This is a genomic window from Falsihalocynthiibacter sp. BN13B15 (genome assembly GCF_041205415.1).
In the GTDB taxonomy this organism is placed as follows: Bacteria; Pseudomonadota; Alphaproteobacteria; order Rhodobacterales; family Rhodobacteraceae; genus Falsihalocynthiibacter; species Falsihalocynthiibacter arcticus.
Genome location: NZ_JBGFCE010000003.1, coordinates 128,250 through 145,347 on the forward strand (window position 1 = coordinate 128,250; position 17,098 = coordinate 145,347).

Consider the following 17,098-nt stretch of genomic DNA (forward strand, 5'->3'; position numbering starts at 1 on the left):
AGCTGTTGTTATATAATAATTATTTTACAATACTGAAGATAGAGTTTGTACGTGGTTGTCCGTTGCAATACGCCCAAAGCTGGGGTATTTGGAAAAAGAATGGAAAAACTTTAGTGCAGGATACCAAATCCCGATGACCGCAAAACTCGACGCTATCTCCCATATTGAGGCCGCGATTGACACAGGTGTTAGAGGCCAAACACGGGAATTCTTGCTCAAAGCACTCGACTCGGCAAAGGGTAAAAGTGTGAGGAATCTCACTGCTTTAGACTACGAAAACATTGCGGTCGGAGCAAAGCTAAACGACCCCAATCGTTCGGGTCTCATCATGCGCCACGGCAAGCGCACGGGAAAAATTTGGATATATCGCCACAACGACCCGAAAACGGGAAAGAAAGTGGAGCGGCAATTCGGGACATTTCCAGCATTGGGACTCGCGGATGCACGGATAAAGTGGAGCGAATTGCGCGAGGCGTTGCGAACTGGTGTTGAACCAGTTGAGGTCGCTGACGTTCTGACCATTGGCGAATTGATTGACAAGTATATTGCGGACTATGCGCAGCCGACCAAACGAAGTTGGAAGATGGACGAAACGTATTTGGAAAAGTATGTGCGCCCGAATTACGGCAATTTACCAGCAACTCAATTCACGGCCCAACATGTGCGCGAAATATTGATACCTCTAACCAAAAGAGCGCCACGAGAGGCCGAAAAGGTGAGAGGTGTTTTGTCTGGGATGTTCAATGTTGCGACTAAGGGGAGTCGCAAGATCGGTAATCTCGACGCGGACACATGGTTGCCAGCTGATACATTCAATCCAGTTTCGACCGTCATGTTGCCACAAAGGAAAGTGACCGCATACGTCCCGTCTGAGGCCGATCTGAGAGCCGTTTTGAAGGGGTGCGGATCGATACGGGATGTAGGACAAGCGATCCATCTACAGGCGCTAACATGCAGCCGTGTGACTGAAGTTTTAGGCATGACTTGGGATGAGGTGCAAGGCGACGTTTGGGTCTTGCCGTCCGAGCGATCAAAGAACGGGCACGAGCACCGTGTGATGCTCTCATCGCAAGCGATCACGCTTTTGAAAGCACGGCAATCAGACAGCCCGTTTGTGTTTCCAAGTGAGCGCGGCGACACCCACATTATTCGAAACGCGGTCGGTCGTAGTTTGCAAAAGATGGAAGGTGTTCCCAATGGATTCACATCTCACAAGCTAAGGCACCTTTGCTTGACGTGGTTAGCTGAACACGGTGCAGGAAAGGAAATCCGCGACAGGGTATCCAACCACGTTGAAAACACATCCATCGACTCCATTTATAACCATGCCAGCCTAAACGGACCCGCGCGGGAATGGTTGCAAAAATGGGCTGATTATCTGGACTCGCTGGTCGTCACATGATCGGTCTAGACGGGTTCCCGTGTTCATTTGCGGAAAGCATATGGGGCAGGGGATTGATTGATGCGATTAACACCCTGCCACGTTCCGAACGGTATCGCCCTCATGTAATAGAAGCGCACGCCGAACACATTTTTGATGCGAGCGACATTGGGCTAGAAGCCACCCAGAACCGCAACCGACCCGCGAGTGAATGCAAGTCGGTAGGGGAAATCTCGCAGCTGGTGGCACAATGTGAACGGTTGGCACGGTCCATTGATGGACTACACAAAAACGCTGTTGATGCGTTGGGTAGAGAGTTGATCGACATGCATCAATTCCAAAGCACGCTTGCCAATTTTACAGAAGCCGCCTCGACGTGTGAAATTGGGACAAGTGAGGGGTTAGACCAAACACGCAAGCACCGTGCCGTTGCAATTGCGGATGCCGCTGGTGAGGTGTTTGTAGAGATTACAGGACGCTTGCCCACATTGACCATCAACCCAACCACCAGCAAAACAAGTGGTATTTGGTTCGACTTTTTGACTCTTGTATTCAATGTGTTGCAGGTCGAAGCTAGTCCAGAGTCTCAGGCACGACGCGTAAAGGAGTTAGCGAAGGAAAAATATCCGTCGTAACTCCTTTTGAATCGACAGCCTGAAATCAGCACCCTCAGTCAACGAAAAAGGCTAAGGAGATTTCACATGCCGATCTTAGATAAAGACACCGATTTAACCGTTTTGGACGTGATGGATCGTTTGCAGATTTCACGCGATAAGGCGTACGACCTGATCAAAAAGGGCGATCTGGTGAGTTACAAAATCGGACGTTCGCGCCGCATCCGTCGTGACTCGTTTGAGGCGTTGCGGGTTGGTGACGTGGTGTCGGTATGAGAAAAAAACCCGTTTTCATCGCCACCTATTTCGGTGCGCCCTACACAAAACTCGGACTAGCCAACGTTGCGGCGTTCGGTTCGTTCAGGGGTCTCGAACGGTTTGATCGCATCAAAGGTCTTTATCAGAACCGCGACGACCCGAAGTTCCTGAATGCTGATTTTATCGGCAGTTCTGCTGACGATTGGACCCTCGTGCTCAAAGAAGACGTATTCAAACTAGAACCGTCTTTCGCCAATCATTTCCCTGAATAATAAAAGAACGACCCGTCCCACGTTTGCTGACGATTGGGACGGGTCAAAAACAATCGCGAAACTGTCAGTAAGACCGAGCCGCTCAGGATAGCGGTGTACGGGTTGACCACTAAGAGGACACCCACGTGAATAATAATCGTATTACAGGAACCGCGCAAGCATTATCCGACGGATTCACTCAGATATTGTTACCGAACCTACAAACGGCACTAAATGCGGGATTTGCGCTTAGTGATCTCGTGCCGTTAATTCCAGTCGGTGCCGTGCTCAAACCTGAGACCCGCAATGCGGATGGCTCAACCAACCCAGCCTTGGAATTGGACGACAGCCAATTCGGCAAAACGCCCGGCAAATACCTTGCCATAGGATACTGGGTGCGCAGAAGAAAATGGAACGAAGGCACCATCTCACATGATGAAGTGGCCTCACACGACGCCGCTGGTGCGTCCTGTGGCCTGAAAATGGGCCTAACAGTCGCGGCTTTGGACGTGGATGTCACCAACCCTATAGCAACTGCCCATATTCGGAACGCGTTGCGTAACGCGGGTGTTACAGCGCCCGTGAGGATCGGCAAAGCACCGAAATTTTTAATGATGTTCAGGGTGAAAGGCGATCAGATAAAGCGCCGACAAATCCCCTTGTCGGACGGTCACCTTGTCGAAGTAATGGGCATGGCAGGATCGGGAAAGCCGTCTCAAGCCGTCGTCGCGGGTATCCATCCCAGTGGCTCGACATATCATTGGGAAGGTCATGACGGCATACCGCATTTGGATTCACTGCCCGAGATCGATCAGGCTGGAATGGATCACCTCGTGGATATTTGTATTACTGCCGCTGGGCAACTTGGGATCACTCCGACACGATACGGAACGGAATCCGAGGGGAGTGGCGAGACCTCCAAGTCTGGACTTACCGCCGACCCTCAGCTGGTCGCGCACGTGATGGAGTGCATACCCAACCAGACCAAAGACTGGAAAGGATGGAAGGACATCGGACTTGCCCTCTTCAATGCGGTCGGGCCTGACGCTGGCGAAGAGATTTGGCATAAATGGTCCGCCAAGGCCGTTGGCGTTTTTGACGAAGAAACGACGGACCACACGTGGCACCGTAATATGTGGCCGAACGATCAAACCAGCGGGTTCGGATCACTGGTGTTCAAGGCTCGTGAGGCTCATGGTGGTGTGTTGCCAGACGATCTTGAGGGACAGCTACGGACCACACATGACGCCGCGATCCTTGCGAGGATGCCTCAGAATCCGCAGCTGCCCACAGGCGCAACGTTAGTAAGTGAGATGCCTGAAGTGTTGTTAGGTGAGGCAGTGGACACCTTTGAAGCATTGCAGGAGATGACCATCCCAGACCTATGGTCACGAGCACCCGTCGATCCCCGCGATTTCGCTACGAATGTGGGTGCTTTTGTTCAACGATATTTCACGCACAACGGCACTCCGACAATCACGACGTGGCAAGGGGTGACTTATGTTTGGCGTCAAACGCATTGGGAGACAGTCAGCGAGGACGAACTCAAAGACCTTTTGTTTCACTGGATTTCAAAATGCCTGTGTATCGAGAGACCCGACAAAGAGGGCGTCATGGTCCGTGATCTGGTGATCGCGACGATACCTGTATGCAAAAACTATCTGGTCGCCCTGCAAGCGACCACAGCCCGTAAACGGTCCATGCCTATGGGGTGGCCTGACGGACGAAAAGGGACGTGGTCAGCAACGCTAAACGGCATTCTCGATCTCGATACAGGGACTCTGGTGCCACATGATCCCACCTTCTTTAACACGACGTACGTCAACGCAAACTGGGATGAATCCAAGACCCTCTTTGGAACGGTCGCAGCGGGATACCTGATCGACGCGTTTGGTGAGGATCAATTCGCTCTTGCACAAGAGGTGACGGGATACCTTTTGAGTGGCGACACCAGTATGCAAAAATCATTCATGGTGACGGGACCAACCCGCAGCGGGAAAGGAACCTACCAGCGGCTCATTAAGCACCTCATGGCCGATTTGGTCGCCAGTGTGAAATCATCCCGCCTCGGGAAAGATTTCGACATGGAAGGTATGATCGGGAAATCCGTCGTCTTCTTTCCCGACGTACGTCTGACAAAGGATGCAAACCACGCGGCGATCTCTGAGATGATCCTGACGATCACAGGTGAGGACAACGTATCCGTTGAGCGTAAGTATAAGACCGATTGGCAGGGGCAACATACAGCCCGTCTGGTCGTCTTTGGTAACAGCGTTCCATCCTTCCACGATTATGACGGTGCCGTTGCTGGTCGGTTCGTATATCTGCGAACACCGACATCATTCCTCGGACGTGAAGACGCGGAACTTGATGCCAAGTTGAAGGCTGAGTCCGACGCGATCCTCACATGGGCAGTTCAAGGTTGGCAGCGCTTGCGTGAGAACAAACGGTTCGCGTCTACGACCACCCACGCGAAAACGCTTGCAGATGCGCAGCTGGTGATGGACCCAATCGGTGCGTTCTTTGACAAACACGTGACGTTTACGGGCAATCAGGAAGACTTTGTCTCAACGAGTGAGTTGTTCCGCATGTTCAACGAGTTCGCACATGAGCACGACATGGTCGGTTGGAGTGAGACTGGGTTCGTGACGGGCGTGAAGAAGAAACAGTACAACATCACCAAAAAACGGGCTTCCACGACAATTGGCGTCCGATTGAATGGTTTTGGTGGTCTAGCTGTCAGGGGTGGCTAGGGTGGCTAGGGTTCAAGCCACAAACTGGAATCACATATAGTATATATAGGGACTCTTTTTCTCCTTATGTAATAGCTTTTCAGAAAACCCTAGCCACCCTAGCCACTAAACAAAGAGAACGTTAAACGGACCGAACGTAAAATATTATATAACGTAACGAAGGAGATACAAATGACCGAAACGAACGCCCAATGGCAGACCCGCAAGTTTGCCGAGATCGATGCTGAGAATACCAATAGCATCTTTCATCACATCACCGCAGCGATGAAGGAAGACGTAGCCCACGCATCAGCAGCAGCTGAACGTTACAATACGTCGCCTGAATCATATCTCCGAATAAGCAGTATTGAAGCGACCGAAATGTATTCCGCGATGGAGAACGTATCGAATGGACCCGTCTCATCAAATGCCTTGCAAGTGATCGCCCGTTCGATCCTGCTTGGAATTGCCAACCCTGACCAACAGCCTGTTGGTGAACTGGCCGATCTGTTCGATCAGGTAGCAAGCAAGTTGCGTAAGATTAAGCAGCCCGACCTCGCCCCGAGCACGTGACCACACCGCTTGCGATCTATGCACCCGCTCACCCGACCACGCCCCGCCTTCTGTCCGATTACGTCCCCAGCATAGGGGGCACAAAATGAGAGTGTCTTCACAGAAACGTGTTTTTGTGTTATAAAGAAGACCTTCAAGACGGACTTCAGTTATTTTATGAGCGCACTTTTTTTAGGTGTGAATTCCGCAGGCCATTGGGTTAATTTAATAAAATAGATACATAAACTTGTGGCTTACGCTCGAAGAAATGCTGGAAACATTTTAAGTGGGGGTAGAAAAGACGGTTTTACATCACGCTAAAAGTTATCAAAAGTCAGCTTTAATGCTGGCAATTCCCACAACAATTTTCCTCATTTACCTACTGATTTATACGGCTTGGGATATTGAGTCTAAAGCTTCAACGCGTAACTTAAACAGTAAGGACATTAGATCAAATCTTGAAAACGAACAATTCTCAAGAAGCCTTGGTATATATTATAGATGTTCTCTTTTGTCTGAATCGAACGTTTTGACGGTCTCTGAAGTGCAGTTTTGCATGACTCACTATATGAATGTAAAATTGAGTTTCGTTGACGAAATGGACATATCTAAATTCGATCAATTGCCGACCAAAGAGAAGGCAATAGTTAATAGTCGTTCGTATCAAAGCTTCAAACAATGGGAGTTTGCGAACCCTTTAATTGTCAATCAAAGTAAAGAAAACTCTGAACAACTTAAGTTACTACTTGGCCTAAACCAGTAACGTCGCGCACCGCAAGCGCACCATGCCAGCACGCAACGCCCCGCCATGCACCACACCACATCCCGAGCACGACCGCCTCACAAAACAGGGGGCCACAAAACAGACATCCCGTTTCCCCGTTCTCAAAAAACCCAGCACGCACCGCAAGAGCACCGCCCCAGCACGTCACGCCCCGTCACGGGCCGTTGCGTGAAAGGTGAGTGGTTTTAATGACTTAGGGGAGGGTATGACCAGTCGTAGATAAACCTTTCAACACCGCATTTGGAAGCCTTCTTCTAACGCAATGGGTTTTTTGAGACCGAACTTGGAATATTTTACAACTCCCCAGCCGCCCCAGAACGGGTGTTATTCCAGCCCGATCCACGCAAATCCGGAACGTTCTAGGCAAATGCGTATCCGGATGCGTATTTCTACGCAAATCCAGAGTATTGTCCCGATCCTCAAACGTGTGTTACGTTATATCATCACACAGGAGGTCCGCCCAATGGCACGCAAAACCCGATCCGACACCGTCAGCGGCAAACTCGCAGCTGCCCAAGCCCCAGACTTGACCGCACGCACCGCCCCGCAAGATGTTACGGGATACAGCGAACTTACCCCGTACGGCATTACAGTTTATCAGGCTCTTTACCGCAGCCGAGCCGAGTGGAATTACAGCGATCTGGCATTGATCGTCCAAGCTGGGCAAGTTGCTCAGACGATCCGCAGCCTGAATAAATCGATCTCGCCGCCCGACTGTTTGATCATCGAGAATCCGAGAACTGGCATAATAAAAGCGCATCCCGCAATCGCGATCATTGGCCAGCAGCGGACGTTGTTCGCAAATCTCTTGAGGGCAGCATCCTTGCGACTGAAGGACGCCCAGAACCGTCACAATTTCGCACCCCACGCCCAGCCTCACGTCGCAAGCCCGTTAACAAACGCCCCGCCTGTTGAAACATTCGAGTCTTGGATGGAGGAACAACTGCTCAACACTGACAAGCCAAATTAATGAATGACACGTACTCAAACGCCGAGATAGTTGCCGCCGTCGGTCAGCCTAATTGGCCCCCGTCAGACGACCACGAAAAAACCGTGCTTTATTTTCGCTTTTGCATTCGTCGTCTCGCACAAGTCCACGGTCTCAAAAAGTTGAATGCGGTCATTTTTATGGGAAATTTTGGCGATTTTGCTATGGATGCCCCTTTTCGAAACGCCATGAAATTACAAGCGCGTTACCTCTCATCCACCACCGCCGATCTACTCCAACAAATTCAGGACCGTTGATGCCGTACCATGTGCCCGACATTGATGAATTATCCGAGATGATGCGTTACGCAGCCCGTGAGAACCAAGCCGCAAAACATCGAGACAAACCAAGAGGCGTGCAACTTGCCGCAGCAAATCCCACGGACGACTATAGCAAGCCCACGCGCCGTGCTCGTATCGTTTGCTGTTACTGCGACCGCACCATCAGCCGTAAGCACAGCACCCCAGTCGGAGACAACGACCGCATTTGCCGCGATCCCGCATGTGCCCAAAAACTCGCCAACTGGAAGCAATCAAAATCACGTAGCGCATCAAGTGTGTATCAGAACGCTTTATAAATAAACAATTAATTGAATATCGCGTCCAATTTGGAGCAATATGTCCTTACCTTAACCGTGTAGGACTGCCAGAATGCTCACAGTGACCACAGCCCCCACCCTCTCTCGCAAGTTGGTCAAAAGCACGCAACATACACGCCGTCAGTTGCATTCAGCATCCCGCGATGAAGAGGCAGGGTGCGAAAACGACCGCGAAGCCCACACAATCAAATTCAATAATTCAGTCGATGCCGCGTACAATGCGATTGTCGCCACGTACGCCCGTGCCGCAGACTTCAGTCGTGCCGCCGCGATCCATGCGGGTGCCCGTCGTCTAGCACCCATCGGCAAATCGTCCCGTCTGGCCCTATGCGCGGCTTTGCTTGGCCAATCACCCCCAGAAGCCTCATCTCCCTGACAACAAGCGCCGTAAAACGTGCCTCAGACGCTGCATCCAAGGCGCAGGATCGACTGGACCGTACCGATGACGATCTCGAAGCCACAGCGCTGCTCGCAAAGATGCTGGGAATGATGCCCGACCACGGATTCATCATCCGCGCCGTCGGGCTGAAGTCCATCAGAAGTGAGTACCAGATGCGGATCACAGCCGCCAAAAAACGGAGCACCCCGACTGAGTGACAACCCTTTCCGACCGACGGCACCCCGCGCCGCACCCACATTCAAACAGCCATCCGCAGCGTTGCGTAAAGCGATGGAAGCACAAGAGCGCATCGTCCTATTCATGGCCGAAAATTGCGCCGCTGGGTCCAATAATATTGACCTGAAACTGGGGGATTAACGGGGCACCAATTGCTCATTCAGACGGTACAAAAACCGCCCATTGTCAGAAATAGAGTTGGCACGAAAATACTCGAAAAGGAAATCAAACTTGTAACACTATTGCCAAACAGCGGGCCAAACCGTTAGCCTCGACCTAAAATCGCCCTCATTCTACAGGTTCTGAACAATTTTATTGTTCTCAAAAACATAGTTTTATTTGTAATTAGAATTGGTGTTTCAATGGTTAACGGTAAATTCATCTCCACTGCCCTTGCTTTTCAACTACTATCTGTGCCCGCGTTATCGCAGGAAACGATCGGCACCATCACGGGGCAGTTTGACGGTGAAGAGTTGCAGTGGTTTGTCACAACCGATGATGGAAAAAGCCAAAGTGACTGGACCAACATGGGTCCACTGGCCGACGTTAACATCTTTGCCCAACCAACCGCCGACACGGTTGATGCCATCAAAGGCACCCTCTTAATTGGATTTCAACTTTTCAATCTGAACGCCACTCCTGCGGTTGCAACCCCCGAAGTTACTTACTTAAAGGAGGGCTATAGCGGCATGTTCGGGTCGCGTGGCGACGCAAAATTCACTATCGAAGAAGCCAGTATTCAAGGCGATACGCTTCATGTGAAGGGGAGCTTTGAAGGCGAAATATACTACTCCACGGATTATCTGCGAACACTTGATACCCGCGATCCAAAAATGGTCTCGGGTCAGTTCGACGTAAATCTAGACCCTGTATCGAAATAATTAGAGCAAGGTTCATAAGTGTTGGATGAACGTGTCTGACAAATAATTTTAACAAATAAGGATACCAAAATGAAACTTAGTATTCCGGTTATTCTCGCATCCGTTACACTTATCTCTGGCTGTGTTACGGATACATCCGACGAAGTTATTTCAGACGTTCCGAGCAATGACGCGCGGATTGTTGCTCGAACATGCCTCGATGCAGTGGCTGCCCATTCAGGTGTCGCTAGAACCGATTTGTTTTCAAACAATTATGTGTCAACATCATCGGGTGCTCAAACCACAATTCTCAACGACCCAGCCGGCTCTCCATGGGAATGCTATACCGATGGAGCAGGCGCTTTAGTCCGAATTGATGGGCCTGCGGCTTAGGACAAATTCGGAATCGACAATCTTCAAATTCATCATACTAGGGGGCGTGTGATATGCTGATTGCGCTCAAGAAACTTCGCTCCCATGCGGAAAACCGCGGTCTCATTTTTGCTGCAGCTTTCGGTATGGGAGTGATTGCAGCCCCGATATTGGCTACCGCTGATGAGCTTTGGGATGTTAAAATCGAATTGCCCGAGCTGAAAAAGCCCGCTGGCTATCTGGATGATCAGTCCGCGAGAAGCACTTATGAATTGTCAAAAGAAGAGCAAAAAAAATTATCGGAATCGGTTCGCAACGGGCTGAGCAATATGCTTAGCAGTATTGACAGATGGAGTTCATCGGCCGGGTTCCCTCCGCCTACAAATAGGGAGGCTGTAATTCTGACAGGCTGTGCTGATAGCCCATTTACATATGCATATGCGGCGCGTGGCGGCGGCATGAAATCAGATGAGCTTTATGTCTTGCTCTCGAATATTAGACGAACTTTTGGCAATATTCGTCATCCCAACTTAGATCGTTTCGTCGCCCATGAATTCATGCACATGATTCAGTATGGAAAATGGAGGCCGCTTGCGGATGATGTGAATTTCAATTGGGTTTATGAGAGTACTTCAGAGGCATTTTCCGCATTTTATTTCTCCGATTTTGGGGCAACAGCCAAAACTGACGGAGCAGCGCTCGGCCGCAAATCTGATTATGATCAGCCACTCCACTTTGCAGGCCAACAAAAACTCGAGGTTATCGCTGACGCACTCAGCGACACTTCAAAGTTTTTAGAACACGGAAGCCCAGACCAATTCTATTCTGGCTCTAACGATAAATGCTCCTACACTGAAGATGTGAGCGGAATACTCGATACGCTCAATGCAATAGCTAGTGAGGCGGACTATCGTCGTGGCCACTTCTTCTTTAATCTGGGGCGCGACCTCAATCCTGCTAATCCAGAAGAATATCTGGCGAAGACATCCCATCAAGAGCCAAACCCAGCCCACTCAGGCTTAATATGGCTGGATAAAACGATACAAAGCCATGCAACCGATGTTAAGTGGGAAGGGTTGTTCGACTATTTCCCTGAATTCATCGCCCGACACGCGGATGATATAGAAGAGCATTTTTCGCCCCAAGCCAACAAAGGTGAGTTTGAGTTCTCGCCAACAGATGAAGCCGGCACATCCGACTATGATGGGGAAAGTGACAGTATTGCCGCAGATCCACGCGAGGTCGTGATTAGTTTTGGTAAAGGAACGTGGCCAAAATCGCCAAAGCAGGAAAACCAAGTGTTCCTGTTCGTTCAAGAGTTTGAAAAAAACAACACGGGCGAAGACCCTCTTTCAATGGTGGTGGACAGTCAAGTTGTTGAAAAAACTAGTAAATATAAACGTGCCGTTTGGGCGAATCCATCAGCGGCACAGTTAAAGTTGTTTAACCGAGTGGCGAATGTCAGCCGTAAACCAGAAGAATCCCGCGCGAAAAATTACACTCTGAAACAATCGCTTCAAAGAGTGCGATGGGCCCCAGATATTTGCTATTTGAAGTCAGCTCCGTTTACGCTCTCCCTGGATCCGAAGCTGAGCGATGTCACACAAGCCGATATCGCGAAGCAAATCGAAAAGGGCTATGCCGAGTGGCAGGTTGCGGGCGACGGGCAAGTAATATCCCAAGAGAAAAGCCAATTTGTAATAGCTGGCGATGCGGACATTAATTTTGTGCTGAAATATGGCGGTGACAATCCGACCGAACATGTGATTACGGTTGCTACCGTTACGACCCAGGGTGACGACTGCCAGATCAAGACCAAGGATGCCGCCTCGGGCGGAACGGCTATCTACACTGGTAAAGGCGATTACAGCGAATTGCACGGACCCCAGGGTGAAAAAATTTATGTGGGTGTTGGAAGACTTGCCGCCAATATTCCGCAAGATGGCGGATGGATCAAACTTCCTCCAGGCGCTGATGGGATGATGCGGGCTATGTTTGCGCAACTTGGGTCCTCTATTAAACCGCCCCCTTGGGCACCTAAAGTTGGGTCGGAATATGCCGCGCGGATGCCGTGGCTTTTTCAGGAATGGTGGAACTTTCGCGTCATCACCAATTTGATGGAGGACGACCCAGCCATGGCCGCCATCGTGAGTTATGGTTGCCCTGCAGCAGCCGAGGATTGTCGGGACTTGCTGGTGGAAATTGATGGAAAAACGACACTCCACCGGTTTGATAAGTTCAACCGATTGGTCAGTATCGGAGCCGCCCCACCGACGGTCACCTTTGAGCATGGGATTTTTAATATTGGTCGTCCACCCGGTTGGGGTGATCGGCCAAACCTACCCTTGCCACCGCCGCCGCGCCCTAAACCGCGCCCCGGAACGGATGTTGGTACGGGCGGTGGAGAGAGCGACCCATCCGGCGCTCCCAAACCCGCGAAAGCACCCCAAAAGGCGTCGAGTCGCTGTGATTGCTTGTGTGGCAAACTAATGAGCGGCAATATTGCGCCCGTTTGCTTTACAAAATGCAGCCCAAAATTGGCACAATGTATTACAAAGCAATAGCAGGACTACTGAGCCACCAGAATGTGATTTGCGATGTCTACAGCAACTGTTTTAAGGCTATCATTTCCGGCGTCTTCGATGTTGACGTGCATGATCAAAAACGTCTCGGTCATCAATGAAATCTGATGACGGCGCGGCGACCACACAGCGGCGATGCCCAGGTTTTCAATTGGTTCGGCGTCGGAATAAACCGCAGTCACTTGATCAAAATTCTTCGCGCTGGCGCCTTGGGCAAAGATTATCATTAGCTTTTTACCTTCTGGCGCGAGCCCCGCATTGATACGCACCTCGTCTTTTTTGTGTGGGCTACCCCAAACATAGGTGCACCTCGGGTGGGGTTTGTCAGCGCATTCAGCGAATTTCAGCGCTTCATCGGGTTCAAAGGCCATCGTCTCTCGAATGAATTCCTCAGTAAGTGACGGACTTAGGTCTTTTGCAATGACAGGTTGCGCCAATGTCAGGCTGATAATTGCGGTCAACGCGGTAAGCCTAAAATTTGATGCTGAAAAATACATATTCTCTCCAGATAAAATCCTGTGTAAATTGTGTGGCGAGGCTAGCGTTCTAAAAACACCGAGCGCCATGCATTGAATGCGCGACCTTGTGATACACCAGAGATATGCATGACGCCGTAAATAGTTTCAGGGTCCAGCACCAAAAGCCGGAAAGTGAAATCCATTTTCTGTCCATTCACTTCAGCGGTCGCACGCCCCACAAGCCGCGCCATTTGATCGTTTTTACAGCCATAGAGTTTTTCAAGATAGTCCGTGGTTAGAACCGGTTCTGGAATGGGGTCGAGTTTTATACCAGACTGATGGCCATCAAAAAACCAATTTGGTTCATCCACCCATTCCAAATTTACGGGGCTCGGCGCCTCGGGGTGGTTCAAAACGACGGTGCCTTCGCCAAGACTATTTTCACTCGTTAATGTGATATGTTCAACTTCGCTCGACGCAGGAAACGGAATGGCCATCCCTCCCGAGGTGACGACTCCGGCATGGTGTTCCAACACCCATTCCCCATCGAATTGGGACGCAACCACGCCCCAAAAAGTCTGGTCACCATATTCACAAGCGATGTCCTTATTCTCTGCAATGGCAGTGTTGGCGCTAAACAAAAATATTGTTGAGATCAGTGCGGCTTTCATATTCTAATTCCCTCGTCACCAAATAGGTCAAAAGTCACACTTTGTGGGGTCGCTTGTCAATAAGTGTGGGTGAACGGGTGCTAAACGTGGATTTTAACCTGATTTGAAGGCGCCATTATCAAACGCAAAATGGCGCTTAAACTAAACGACTACCGTCTGACGACGGTAGGATTACGGATGTGATTTTCCAGGTACTGAAGATGGGGTGGTTGCCGCCCTCTCACTGACGGCATCGCAATGTGCCAAGATGGTGGTCTGTGAACCACAAAATGGAGAGGACGGCAAAATGAAGGATACAATGACCGGGGTCGATCTGGCAAAGAACGTTTTCCAAGCCCATGGCGCGTCAATGACGGGGCATCGGAAGTACAGCAAAAGACTGACGCGACTGCAGTTCAGAAAATTTATGGCCGCCCAACCTCCTGCTATGGTGGTACTGGAGGCTTGCGGTAGTGCCCACTATTGGGCACGGGAGATGATCAAGTTCGAGCTATTGTCAAATCTGGTTCTCTGAGTGCGGCTTGTGTCAAGTGGGTAAGTTGGGTGTCCGTCCGGGGTCATGGTTCTCTCCGAAGTCGTCGCATGGACGCTTCATGATGGCTTTCGGGGGCAGATCGTCATCAGATGTGTTTGGCGAGGTTTAGGCCTCAACCAGATTTACGAGATCAATCAGCCTCCGTCCCGTAGGGACCGGGCTTTCCGCTCTTGTAGGAGCAGAAATTCAGGTTAAGATTTTGCCTCCTTGGTCCATTGGAAGTCGGTCTCGGTCTTCCAAAGTGTGAGCATCAAGACGGCGATCTTCCTTGCAACCGCAATGGCTGCTTTTCGGAAGCCTTTGCGACCAGCCAATGTCCGTCGTCATATAAAGTTGGACGTCAGAGGGGCTTGAGTATTGGAGGCTCTGGTTCGTTTGTGTGATTGATTATGCTGCTTGCTTTTGATGTTGCAAGCGTCGTCCTCTGATTGTCTGTTTCTTGATCTTCTCCCGTTCTCTGAGAATGGCTTTGTCGCGGCCGAAGTAGACGTCGGCGGGTGTGACGTTATTCAGGCTCTCGCCCCTCTCGGTGATGCTCGCATCACCTGCCGGTCAAAGGGTAGCGCTGGTTGTTGTAGTAGTCGACGAACGTGCCGATCTGGCGTTCAAGGTCGCCCGGTAGGTAATAGTTTTCCAGCAGAACACGGTTCTTCATGGTCTGGTGCCAGCGTTCCATTGCACGGCAGTCGATACGAAGTATCGATGAGAGTGGATTTTACCCTGGGTTTGTGGGTGGAATGGCGCCCCACGGACATGCTTCATTTTTTGGCCTTCCAGCCATTCGGCCAGGTCACCAGAGATGTAGCAGGAGCCGTTATCCATTGCTCGGCAGTTGATACGCAGTATCAATGAGAGAGGCTGAGCAGACGCGGCTTATGGCGCACGACGGCTTGGTCGCAACCCGATGCCGCCAGCGCCAGTTCTATCGTGTCTGTTACGTCTTCTGCCCGCATGTTTGTGCAAAGCTTCCAAGCGATGATGTAGCGGCTGTAGTCGTCCAAGATTGTGCTGAGATAATACCATCCCCAGCCGATGATCTTGAAGTAAGTAAAGTCTGTCTGTCCCGCTGCCCGGCAGGCTTTTGCGCAGCAAACGCCGAGAGGAGCATCTCGTTGATGGCTGTGGTTTTGTCCGTGAACTCGTCAGCCGCTTTGATCACCACGTAATCAGGCGCAGTAATCAGGTCGGCTGCTTTGAGAATGCGGTAAGTTGATGATTCAGAGACAAAATACCGTTTCTCATCCGTGTATTTGACCGCAAGTTCCCGCGTCGACAACGCCTCGTGCTCGAGTGCGAACTCAATCAGATCATCGCGTCTGGCGTCTGGGATGCGGTTCCAGACTGACCTTGGGCGCGGCGAGATGTCAGCCAACGCATCAAACCCGCCGTCGACATATAGATCATACCATCGGTAAAAAGTGCTGCGTGGAATGCTCAACATGTCCAGGGTCTGTTTGACTGACAAATGCGACCCCTCAACGGTGCGGATGATCTCAAGCTTCTCAGATGCAGGATATCTCATTCCTCGTATCCCCCAGCCCCTGTCATGCTTTTTTTGAGCAAACGGTTCTCAAGTGTTAGGTCCGCCACACATTCTTTCTGGGCCAAGGACTCAGAACGCAAATCCTTCACCTCAGGTGACGTGGCCTGACGCGCCGTATCACCCGATAGCCGACGCTTGCCTGCTTCAAGGAACTCCTTCGACCAACTGTAATAAAGGCTCTCCGCAATACCTTGTCGGCGGCATCTTTCGATGTTTGTGGTCTCTTGCTCATCTCGATCTCCTAATCGATAAGATGAACCAGAAATCCTCCATTATTCAAATACTCAAATCTGTCCAGCAGGTGCTGACGTCAGACACAGCCAATCGGATTGCCCAAGATTTCAGAGCCGAAAACCTTTTGACGTTTCGGATTAAGGTGGACGCGGACTCGACTAGCAGCGACCGCATGGCCTTATCGCCTCGTTTCGATATGCGCCCTGACCAGTCAATTTCTCCTGATTGGTATCGCTTGGGAGTCAGGCCAAGGTAGGCACCCACATCAGTGGATTTCGTGAACCTACTGGGATCTTCGATCAACGCAATGAAACTGAGTGACACGATGGGGCCAACGCCTGGAATCGTCGTCAAACGTTTGGCTATCGGATGCGTTTCGGCTTTGGTTTTCAACGCCTTTCCAAGGTCAGCGGTAGCTTTACACAGCATTGCATGGATATCAATGAAGGCGTCGGCCATGGTGCGCAACACGGGATCAGTTTCTCCCGCAGCGGCCAGTTGGTCACGGAATTTTTGGCGCAACTTTCCCTGGGGCACGCCGGTCATGCGAATTCCAAACGTTTTCAAAACACCCCGGATGTGCCCCTCAAGATCTTTGCGCAATCGTATCATACGTTCCCTTGCTCCCACCAACGCCCGCAACCGATCTGCCTCAACACTGCGGACAAAAACTGGAGTGAACCATCCTGTTCGGGCAAGTTGAGCCAACCCTTCAGCATCGGAAGCATCTGACTTATTCAGCCGGGCTGACAGGCTTTTATGGGCCCGTCGGGCATCAATGCAAATTGCCGGAAGGCCGAGTTCGAGAAAACCGCGTTGCAGCCAGATGGACAGCTGGCCGCTTTCATGAACAATAGTTTCTGGCTCGAGTGAGCGGTTTTTGAACCAGCTTTTTACAGCCATAGGGTCCGCAGGTGTAGTACCTCTGGCTTTGATCTTTCCATCGCCATCAATCACACACACTGAAATTTCTTTCAGAGAGACATCAAGTCCTACAAAATATTTCATGGTCGTTCTCCTTTTGACTGACACTGTGAAGCCAATATACATGACCTCGCCCGCCATTGGA

At 50.7% G+C, this 17,098-nt stretch carries 19 protein-coding genes and 1 pseudogene; 15 read left to right on the forward strand and 5 right to left on the reverse strand.

Annotated elements, in window-relative coordinates; all coding sequences use genetic code 11:
* The first annotated feature begins 133 nt into the window (after positions 1 to 133).
* The 11 genes from AB9F26_RS05920 (at position 134) to AB9F26_RS05970 (ending at position 8,534) form a co-directional block, all read left to right on the forward strand.
* The gene (locus AB9F26_RS05920; protein ID WP_369767541.1) at positions 134 to 1,402 is read left to right on the forward strand and encodes a tyrosine-type recombinase/integrase; all 1,269 of its coding nucleotides are present in this window, start codon (positions 134 to 136) and stop codon (positions 1,400 to 1,402) included.
* Between the two features lie 53 nt (positions 1,403 to 1,455).
* Positions 1,456 to 2,016: a hypothetical protein gene (locus tag AB9F26_RS05925; RefSeq protein WP_369767542.1), complete on the forward strand. Its 561-nt coding sequence runs from the start codon at positions 1,456 to 1,458 to the stop codon at positions 2,014 to 2,016.
* A gap of 66 nt (positions 2,017 to 2,082) precedes the next feature.
* Positions 2,083 to 2,271 (forward strand): helix-turn-helix domain-containing protein, encoded by a 189-nt coding sequence (locus AB9F26_RS05930; protein WP_369767543.1) that lies wholly within the window; start codon positions 2,083 to 2,085, stop codon positions 2,269 to 2,271.
* Positions 2,268 to 2,525, forward strand: a complete 258-nt coding sequence (locus AB9F26_RS05935) for a hypothetical protein (protein ID WP_369767544.1) — start codon at positions 2,268 to 2,270, stop codon at positions 2,523 to 2,525. The genes AB9F26_RS05930 and AB9F26_RS05935 overlap by 4 nt, the downstream gene beginning before the upstream one ends.
* A 125-nt stretch (positions 2,526 to 2,650) precedes the next feature.
* Complete coding sequence (locus tag AB9F26_RS05940; RefSeq protein WP_369767546.1) at positions 2,651 to 5,257, forward strand: phage/plasmid primase, P4 family; 2,607 nt, start codon at positions 2,651 to 2,653, stop codon at positions 5,255 to 5,257.
* A gap of 171 nt (positions 5,258 to 5,428) precedes the next feature.
* Complete coding sequence (locus AB9F26_RS05945; protein ID WP_369767547.1) at positions 5,429 to 5,809, forward strand: hypothetical protein; 381 nt, start codon at positions 5,429 to 5,431, stop codon at positions 5,807 to 5,809.
* 265 nt (positions 5,810 to 6,074) lie between these two features.
* Complete coding sequence (locus AB9F26_RS05950) at positions 6,075 to 6,551, forward strand: hypothetical protein (RefSeq protein ID WP_369767548.1); 477 nt, start codon at positions 6,075 to 6,077, stop codon at positions 6,549 to 6,551.
* Between the two features lie 484 nt (positions 6,552 to 7,035).
* Positions 7,036 to 7,542: a hypothetical protein gene (locus AB9F26_RS05955; RefSeq protein WP_369767550.1), complete on the forward strand. Its 507-nt coding sequence runs from the start codon at positions 7,036 to 7,038 to the stop codon at positions 7,540 to 7,542.
* A complete protein-coding gene (locus AB9F26_RS05960) occupies positions 7,542 to 7,817 on the forward strand; it encodes a hypothetical protein (RefSeq protein ID WP_369767551.1) in 276 nt (91 codons plus the stop codon). Before AB9F26_RS05955 ends, AB9F26_RS05960 begins: the two co-directional genes overlap by 1 nt.
* Entirely contained in the window at positions 7,817 to 8,137 is a 321-nt protein-coding gene (locus AB9F26_RS05965) for a hypothetical protein (protein ID WP_369767552.1), read from the forward strand. The genes AB9F26_RS05960 and AB9F26_RS05965 overlap by 1 nt, the downstream gene beginning before the upstream one ends.
* Positions 8,138 to 8,210: 73 nt before the next feature.
* Positions 8,211 to 8,534, forward strand: a complete 324-nt coding sequence (locus AB9F26_RS05970; RefSeq protein WP_369767553.1) for a hypothetical protein — start codon at positions 8,211 to 8,213, stop codon at positions 8,532 to 8,534.
* Positions 8,535 to 8,557: 23 nt separating this feature from the next.
* On the opposite strand, the gene AB9F26_RS05975 is transcribed toward AB9F26_RS05970, so the two are convergent.
* Positions 8,558 to 8,848, reverse strand: a complete 291-nt coding sequence (locus AB9F26_RS05975; protein WP_369767555.1) for a hypothetical protein — start codon at positions 8,846 to 8,848, stop codon at positions 8,558 to 8,560.
* A 288-nt stretch (positions 8,849 to 9,136) separates the two neighbouring features.
* Between AB9F26_RS05975 and AB9F26_RS05980 the strand changes: the two genes are divergently transcribed.
* From AB9F26_RS05980 to AB9F26_RS05990, 3 genes are all read left to right on the forward strand, one after another.
* On the forward strand, positions 9,137 to 9,655 hold the full coding sequence (locus AB9F26_RS05980; RefSeq protein ID WP_369767556.1) for a hypothetical protein: 519 nt from the start codon (positions 9,137 to 9,139) through the stop codon (positions 9,653 to 9,655).
* Between the two features lie 69 nt (positions 9,656 to 9,724).
* Entirely contained in the window at positions 9,725 to 10,027 is a 303-nt protein-coding gene (locus tag AB9F26_RS05985) for a hypothetical protein (RefSeq protein WP_369767557.1), read from the forward strand.
* Between the two features lie 53 nt (positions 10,028 to 10,080).
* Positions 10,081 to 12,570 carry a hypothetical protein gene (locus AB9F26_RS05990; protein ID WP_369767558.1) on the forward strand — a complete coding sequence of 830 codons (2,490 nt, stop codon included), beginning with the start codon at positions 10,081 to 10,083 and terminating at the stop codon, positions 12,568 to 12,570.
* A 5-nt stretch (positions 12,571 to 12,575) separates the two neighbouring features.
* Here the strand turns inward: AB9F26_RS05990 and AB9F26_RS05995 are convergent, their stop codons facing one another.
* Both AB9F26_RS05995 and AB9F26_RS06000 read right to left on the reverse strand, forming a co-directional pair.
* Positions 12,576 to 13,085, reverse strand: a complete 510-nt coding sequence (locus tag AB9F26_RS05995; protein WP_369767560.1) for a hypothetical protein — start codon at positions 13,083 to 13,085, stop codon at positions 12,576 to 12,578.
* Between the two features lie 41 nt (positions 13,086 to 13,126).
* Positions 13,127 to 13,717, reverse strand: coding sequence for a hypothetical protein (locus AB9F26_RS06000; protein ID WP_369767561.1), 591 nt, complete (start codon positions 13,715 to 13,717; stop codon positions 13,127 to 13,129).
* Between the two features lie 286 nt (positions 13,718 to 14,003).
* Between AB9F26_RS06000 and AB9F26_RS06005 the strand changes: the two genes are divergently transcribed.
* Positions 14,004 to 14,231: a hypothetical protein gene (locus AB9F26_RS06005; RefSeq protein ID WP_369767562.1), complete on the forward strand. Its 228-nt coding sequence runs from the start codon at positions 14,004 to 14,006 to the stop codon at positions 14,229 to 14,231.
* Positions 14,232 to 14,639: 408 nt separating this feature from the next.
* On the opposite strand, the pseudogene AB9F26_RS06010 reads toward AB9F26_RS06005, so the two are convergent.
* Both AB9F26_RS06010 and AB9F26_RS06015 read right to left on the reverse strand, forming a co-directional pair.
* Positions 14,640 to 16,019: pseudogene (locus tag AB9F26_RS06010) on the reverse strand (DDE-type integrase/transposase/recombinase); the annotation flags it as partial.
* 52 nt (positions 16,020 to 16,071) lie between these two features.
* Positions 16,072 to 17,037 (reverse strand): IS110 family transposase, encoded by a 966-nt coding sequence (locus AB9F26_RS06015; RefSeq protein WP_369767563.1) that lies wholly within the window; start codon positions 17,035 to 17,037, stop codon positions 16,072 to 16,074.
* Positions 17,038 to 17,098 lie beyond the last annotated feature (61 nt).

Excerpts from the sequence above, each read along its gene's own strand:
- AB9F26_RS05960 (WP_369767551.1), top strand. The coding sequence starts at position 7,542 with ATGAATGACACGTACTCAAACGCCGAGATAGTTGCCGCCGTCGGTCAG.
- AB9F26_RS05935 (WP_369767544.1), top strand. The coding sequence starts at position 2,268 with ATGAGAAAAAAACCCGTTTTCATCGCCACCTATTTCGGTGCGCCCTAC.
- AB9F26_RS05990 (WP_369767558.1), top strand. The coding sequence starts at position 10,081 with ATGCTGATTGCGCTCAAGAAACTTCGCTCCCATGCGGAAAACCGCGGT.
- AB9F26_RS05955 (WP_369767550.1), top strand. The coding sequence starts at position 7,036 with ATGGCACGCAAAACCCGATCCGACACCGTCAGCGGCAAACTCGCAGCT.
- AB9F26_RS06000 (WP_369767561.1), bottom strand. The coding sequence starts at position 13,717 with ATGAAAGCCGCACTGATCTCAACAATATTTTTGTTTAGCGCCAACACT.
- AB9F26_RS05995 (WP_369767560.1), bottom strand. The coding sequence starts at position 13,085 with ATGTATTTTTCAGCATCAAATTTTAGGCTTACCGCGTTGACCGCAATT.
- AB9F26_RS06005 (WP_369767562.1), top strand. The coding sequence starts at position 14,004 with ATGAAGGATACAATGACCGGGGTCGATCTGGCAAAGAACGTTTTCCAA.
- AB9F26_RS05980 (WP_369767556.1), top strand. The coding sequence starts at position 9,137 with ATGGTTAACGGTAAATTCATCTCCACTGCCCTTGCTTTTCAACTACTA.
- AB9F26_RS06015 (WP_369767563.1), bottom strand. The coding sequence starts at position 17,037 with ATGAAATATTTTGTAGGACTTGATGTCTCTCTGAAAGAAATTTCAGTG.
- AB9F26_RS05920 (WP_369767541.1), top strand. The coding sequence starts at position 134 with ATGACCGCAAAACTCGACGCTATCTCCCATATTGAGGCCGCGATTGAC.
- AB9F26_RS05985 (WP_369767557.1), top strand. The coding sequence starts at position 9,725 with ATGAAACTTAGTATTCCGGTTATTCTCGCATCCGTTACACTTATCTCT.
- AB9F26_RS05970 (WP_369767553.1), top strand. The coding sequence starts at position 8,211 with ATGCTCACAGTGACCACAGCCCCCACCCTCTCTCGCAAGTTGGTCAAA.
- AB9F26_RS05965 (WP_369767552.1), top strand. The coding sequence starts at position 7,817 with ATGCCGTACCATGTGCCCGACATTGATGAATTATCCGAGATGATGCGT.
- AB9F26_RS05930 (WP_369767543.1), top strand. The coding sequence starts at position 2,083 with ATGCCGATCTTAGATAAAGACACCGATTTAACCGTTTTGGACGTGATG.
- AB9F26_RS05945 (WP_369767547.1), top strand. The coding sequence starts at position 5,429 with ATGACCGAAACGAACGCCCAATGGCAGACCCGCAAGTTTGCCGAGATC.
- AB9F26_RS05975 (WP_369767555.1), bottom strand. The coding sequence starts at position 8,848 with ATGCGCTCTTGTGCTTCCATCGCTTTACGCAACGCTGCGGATGGCTGT.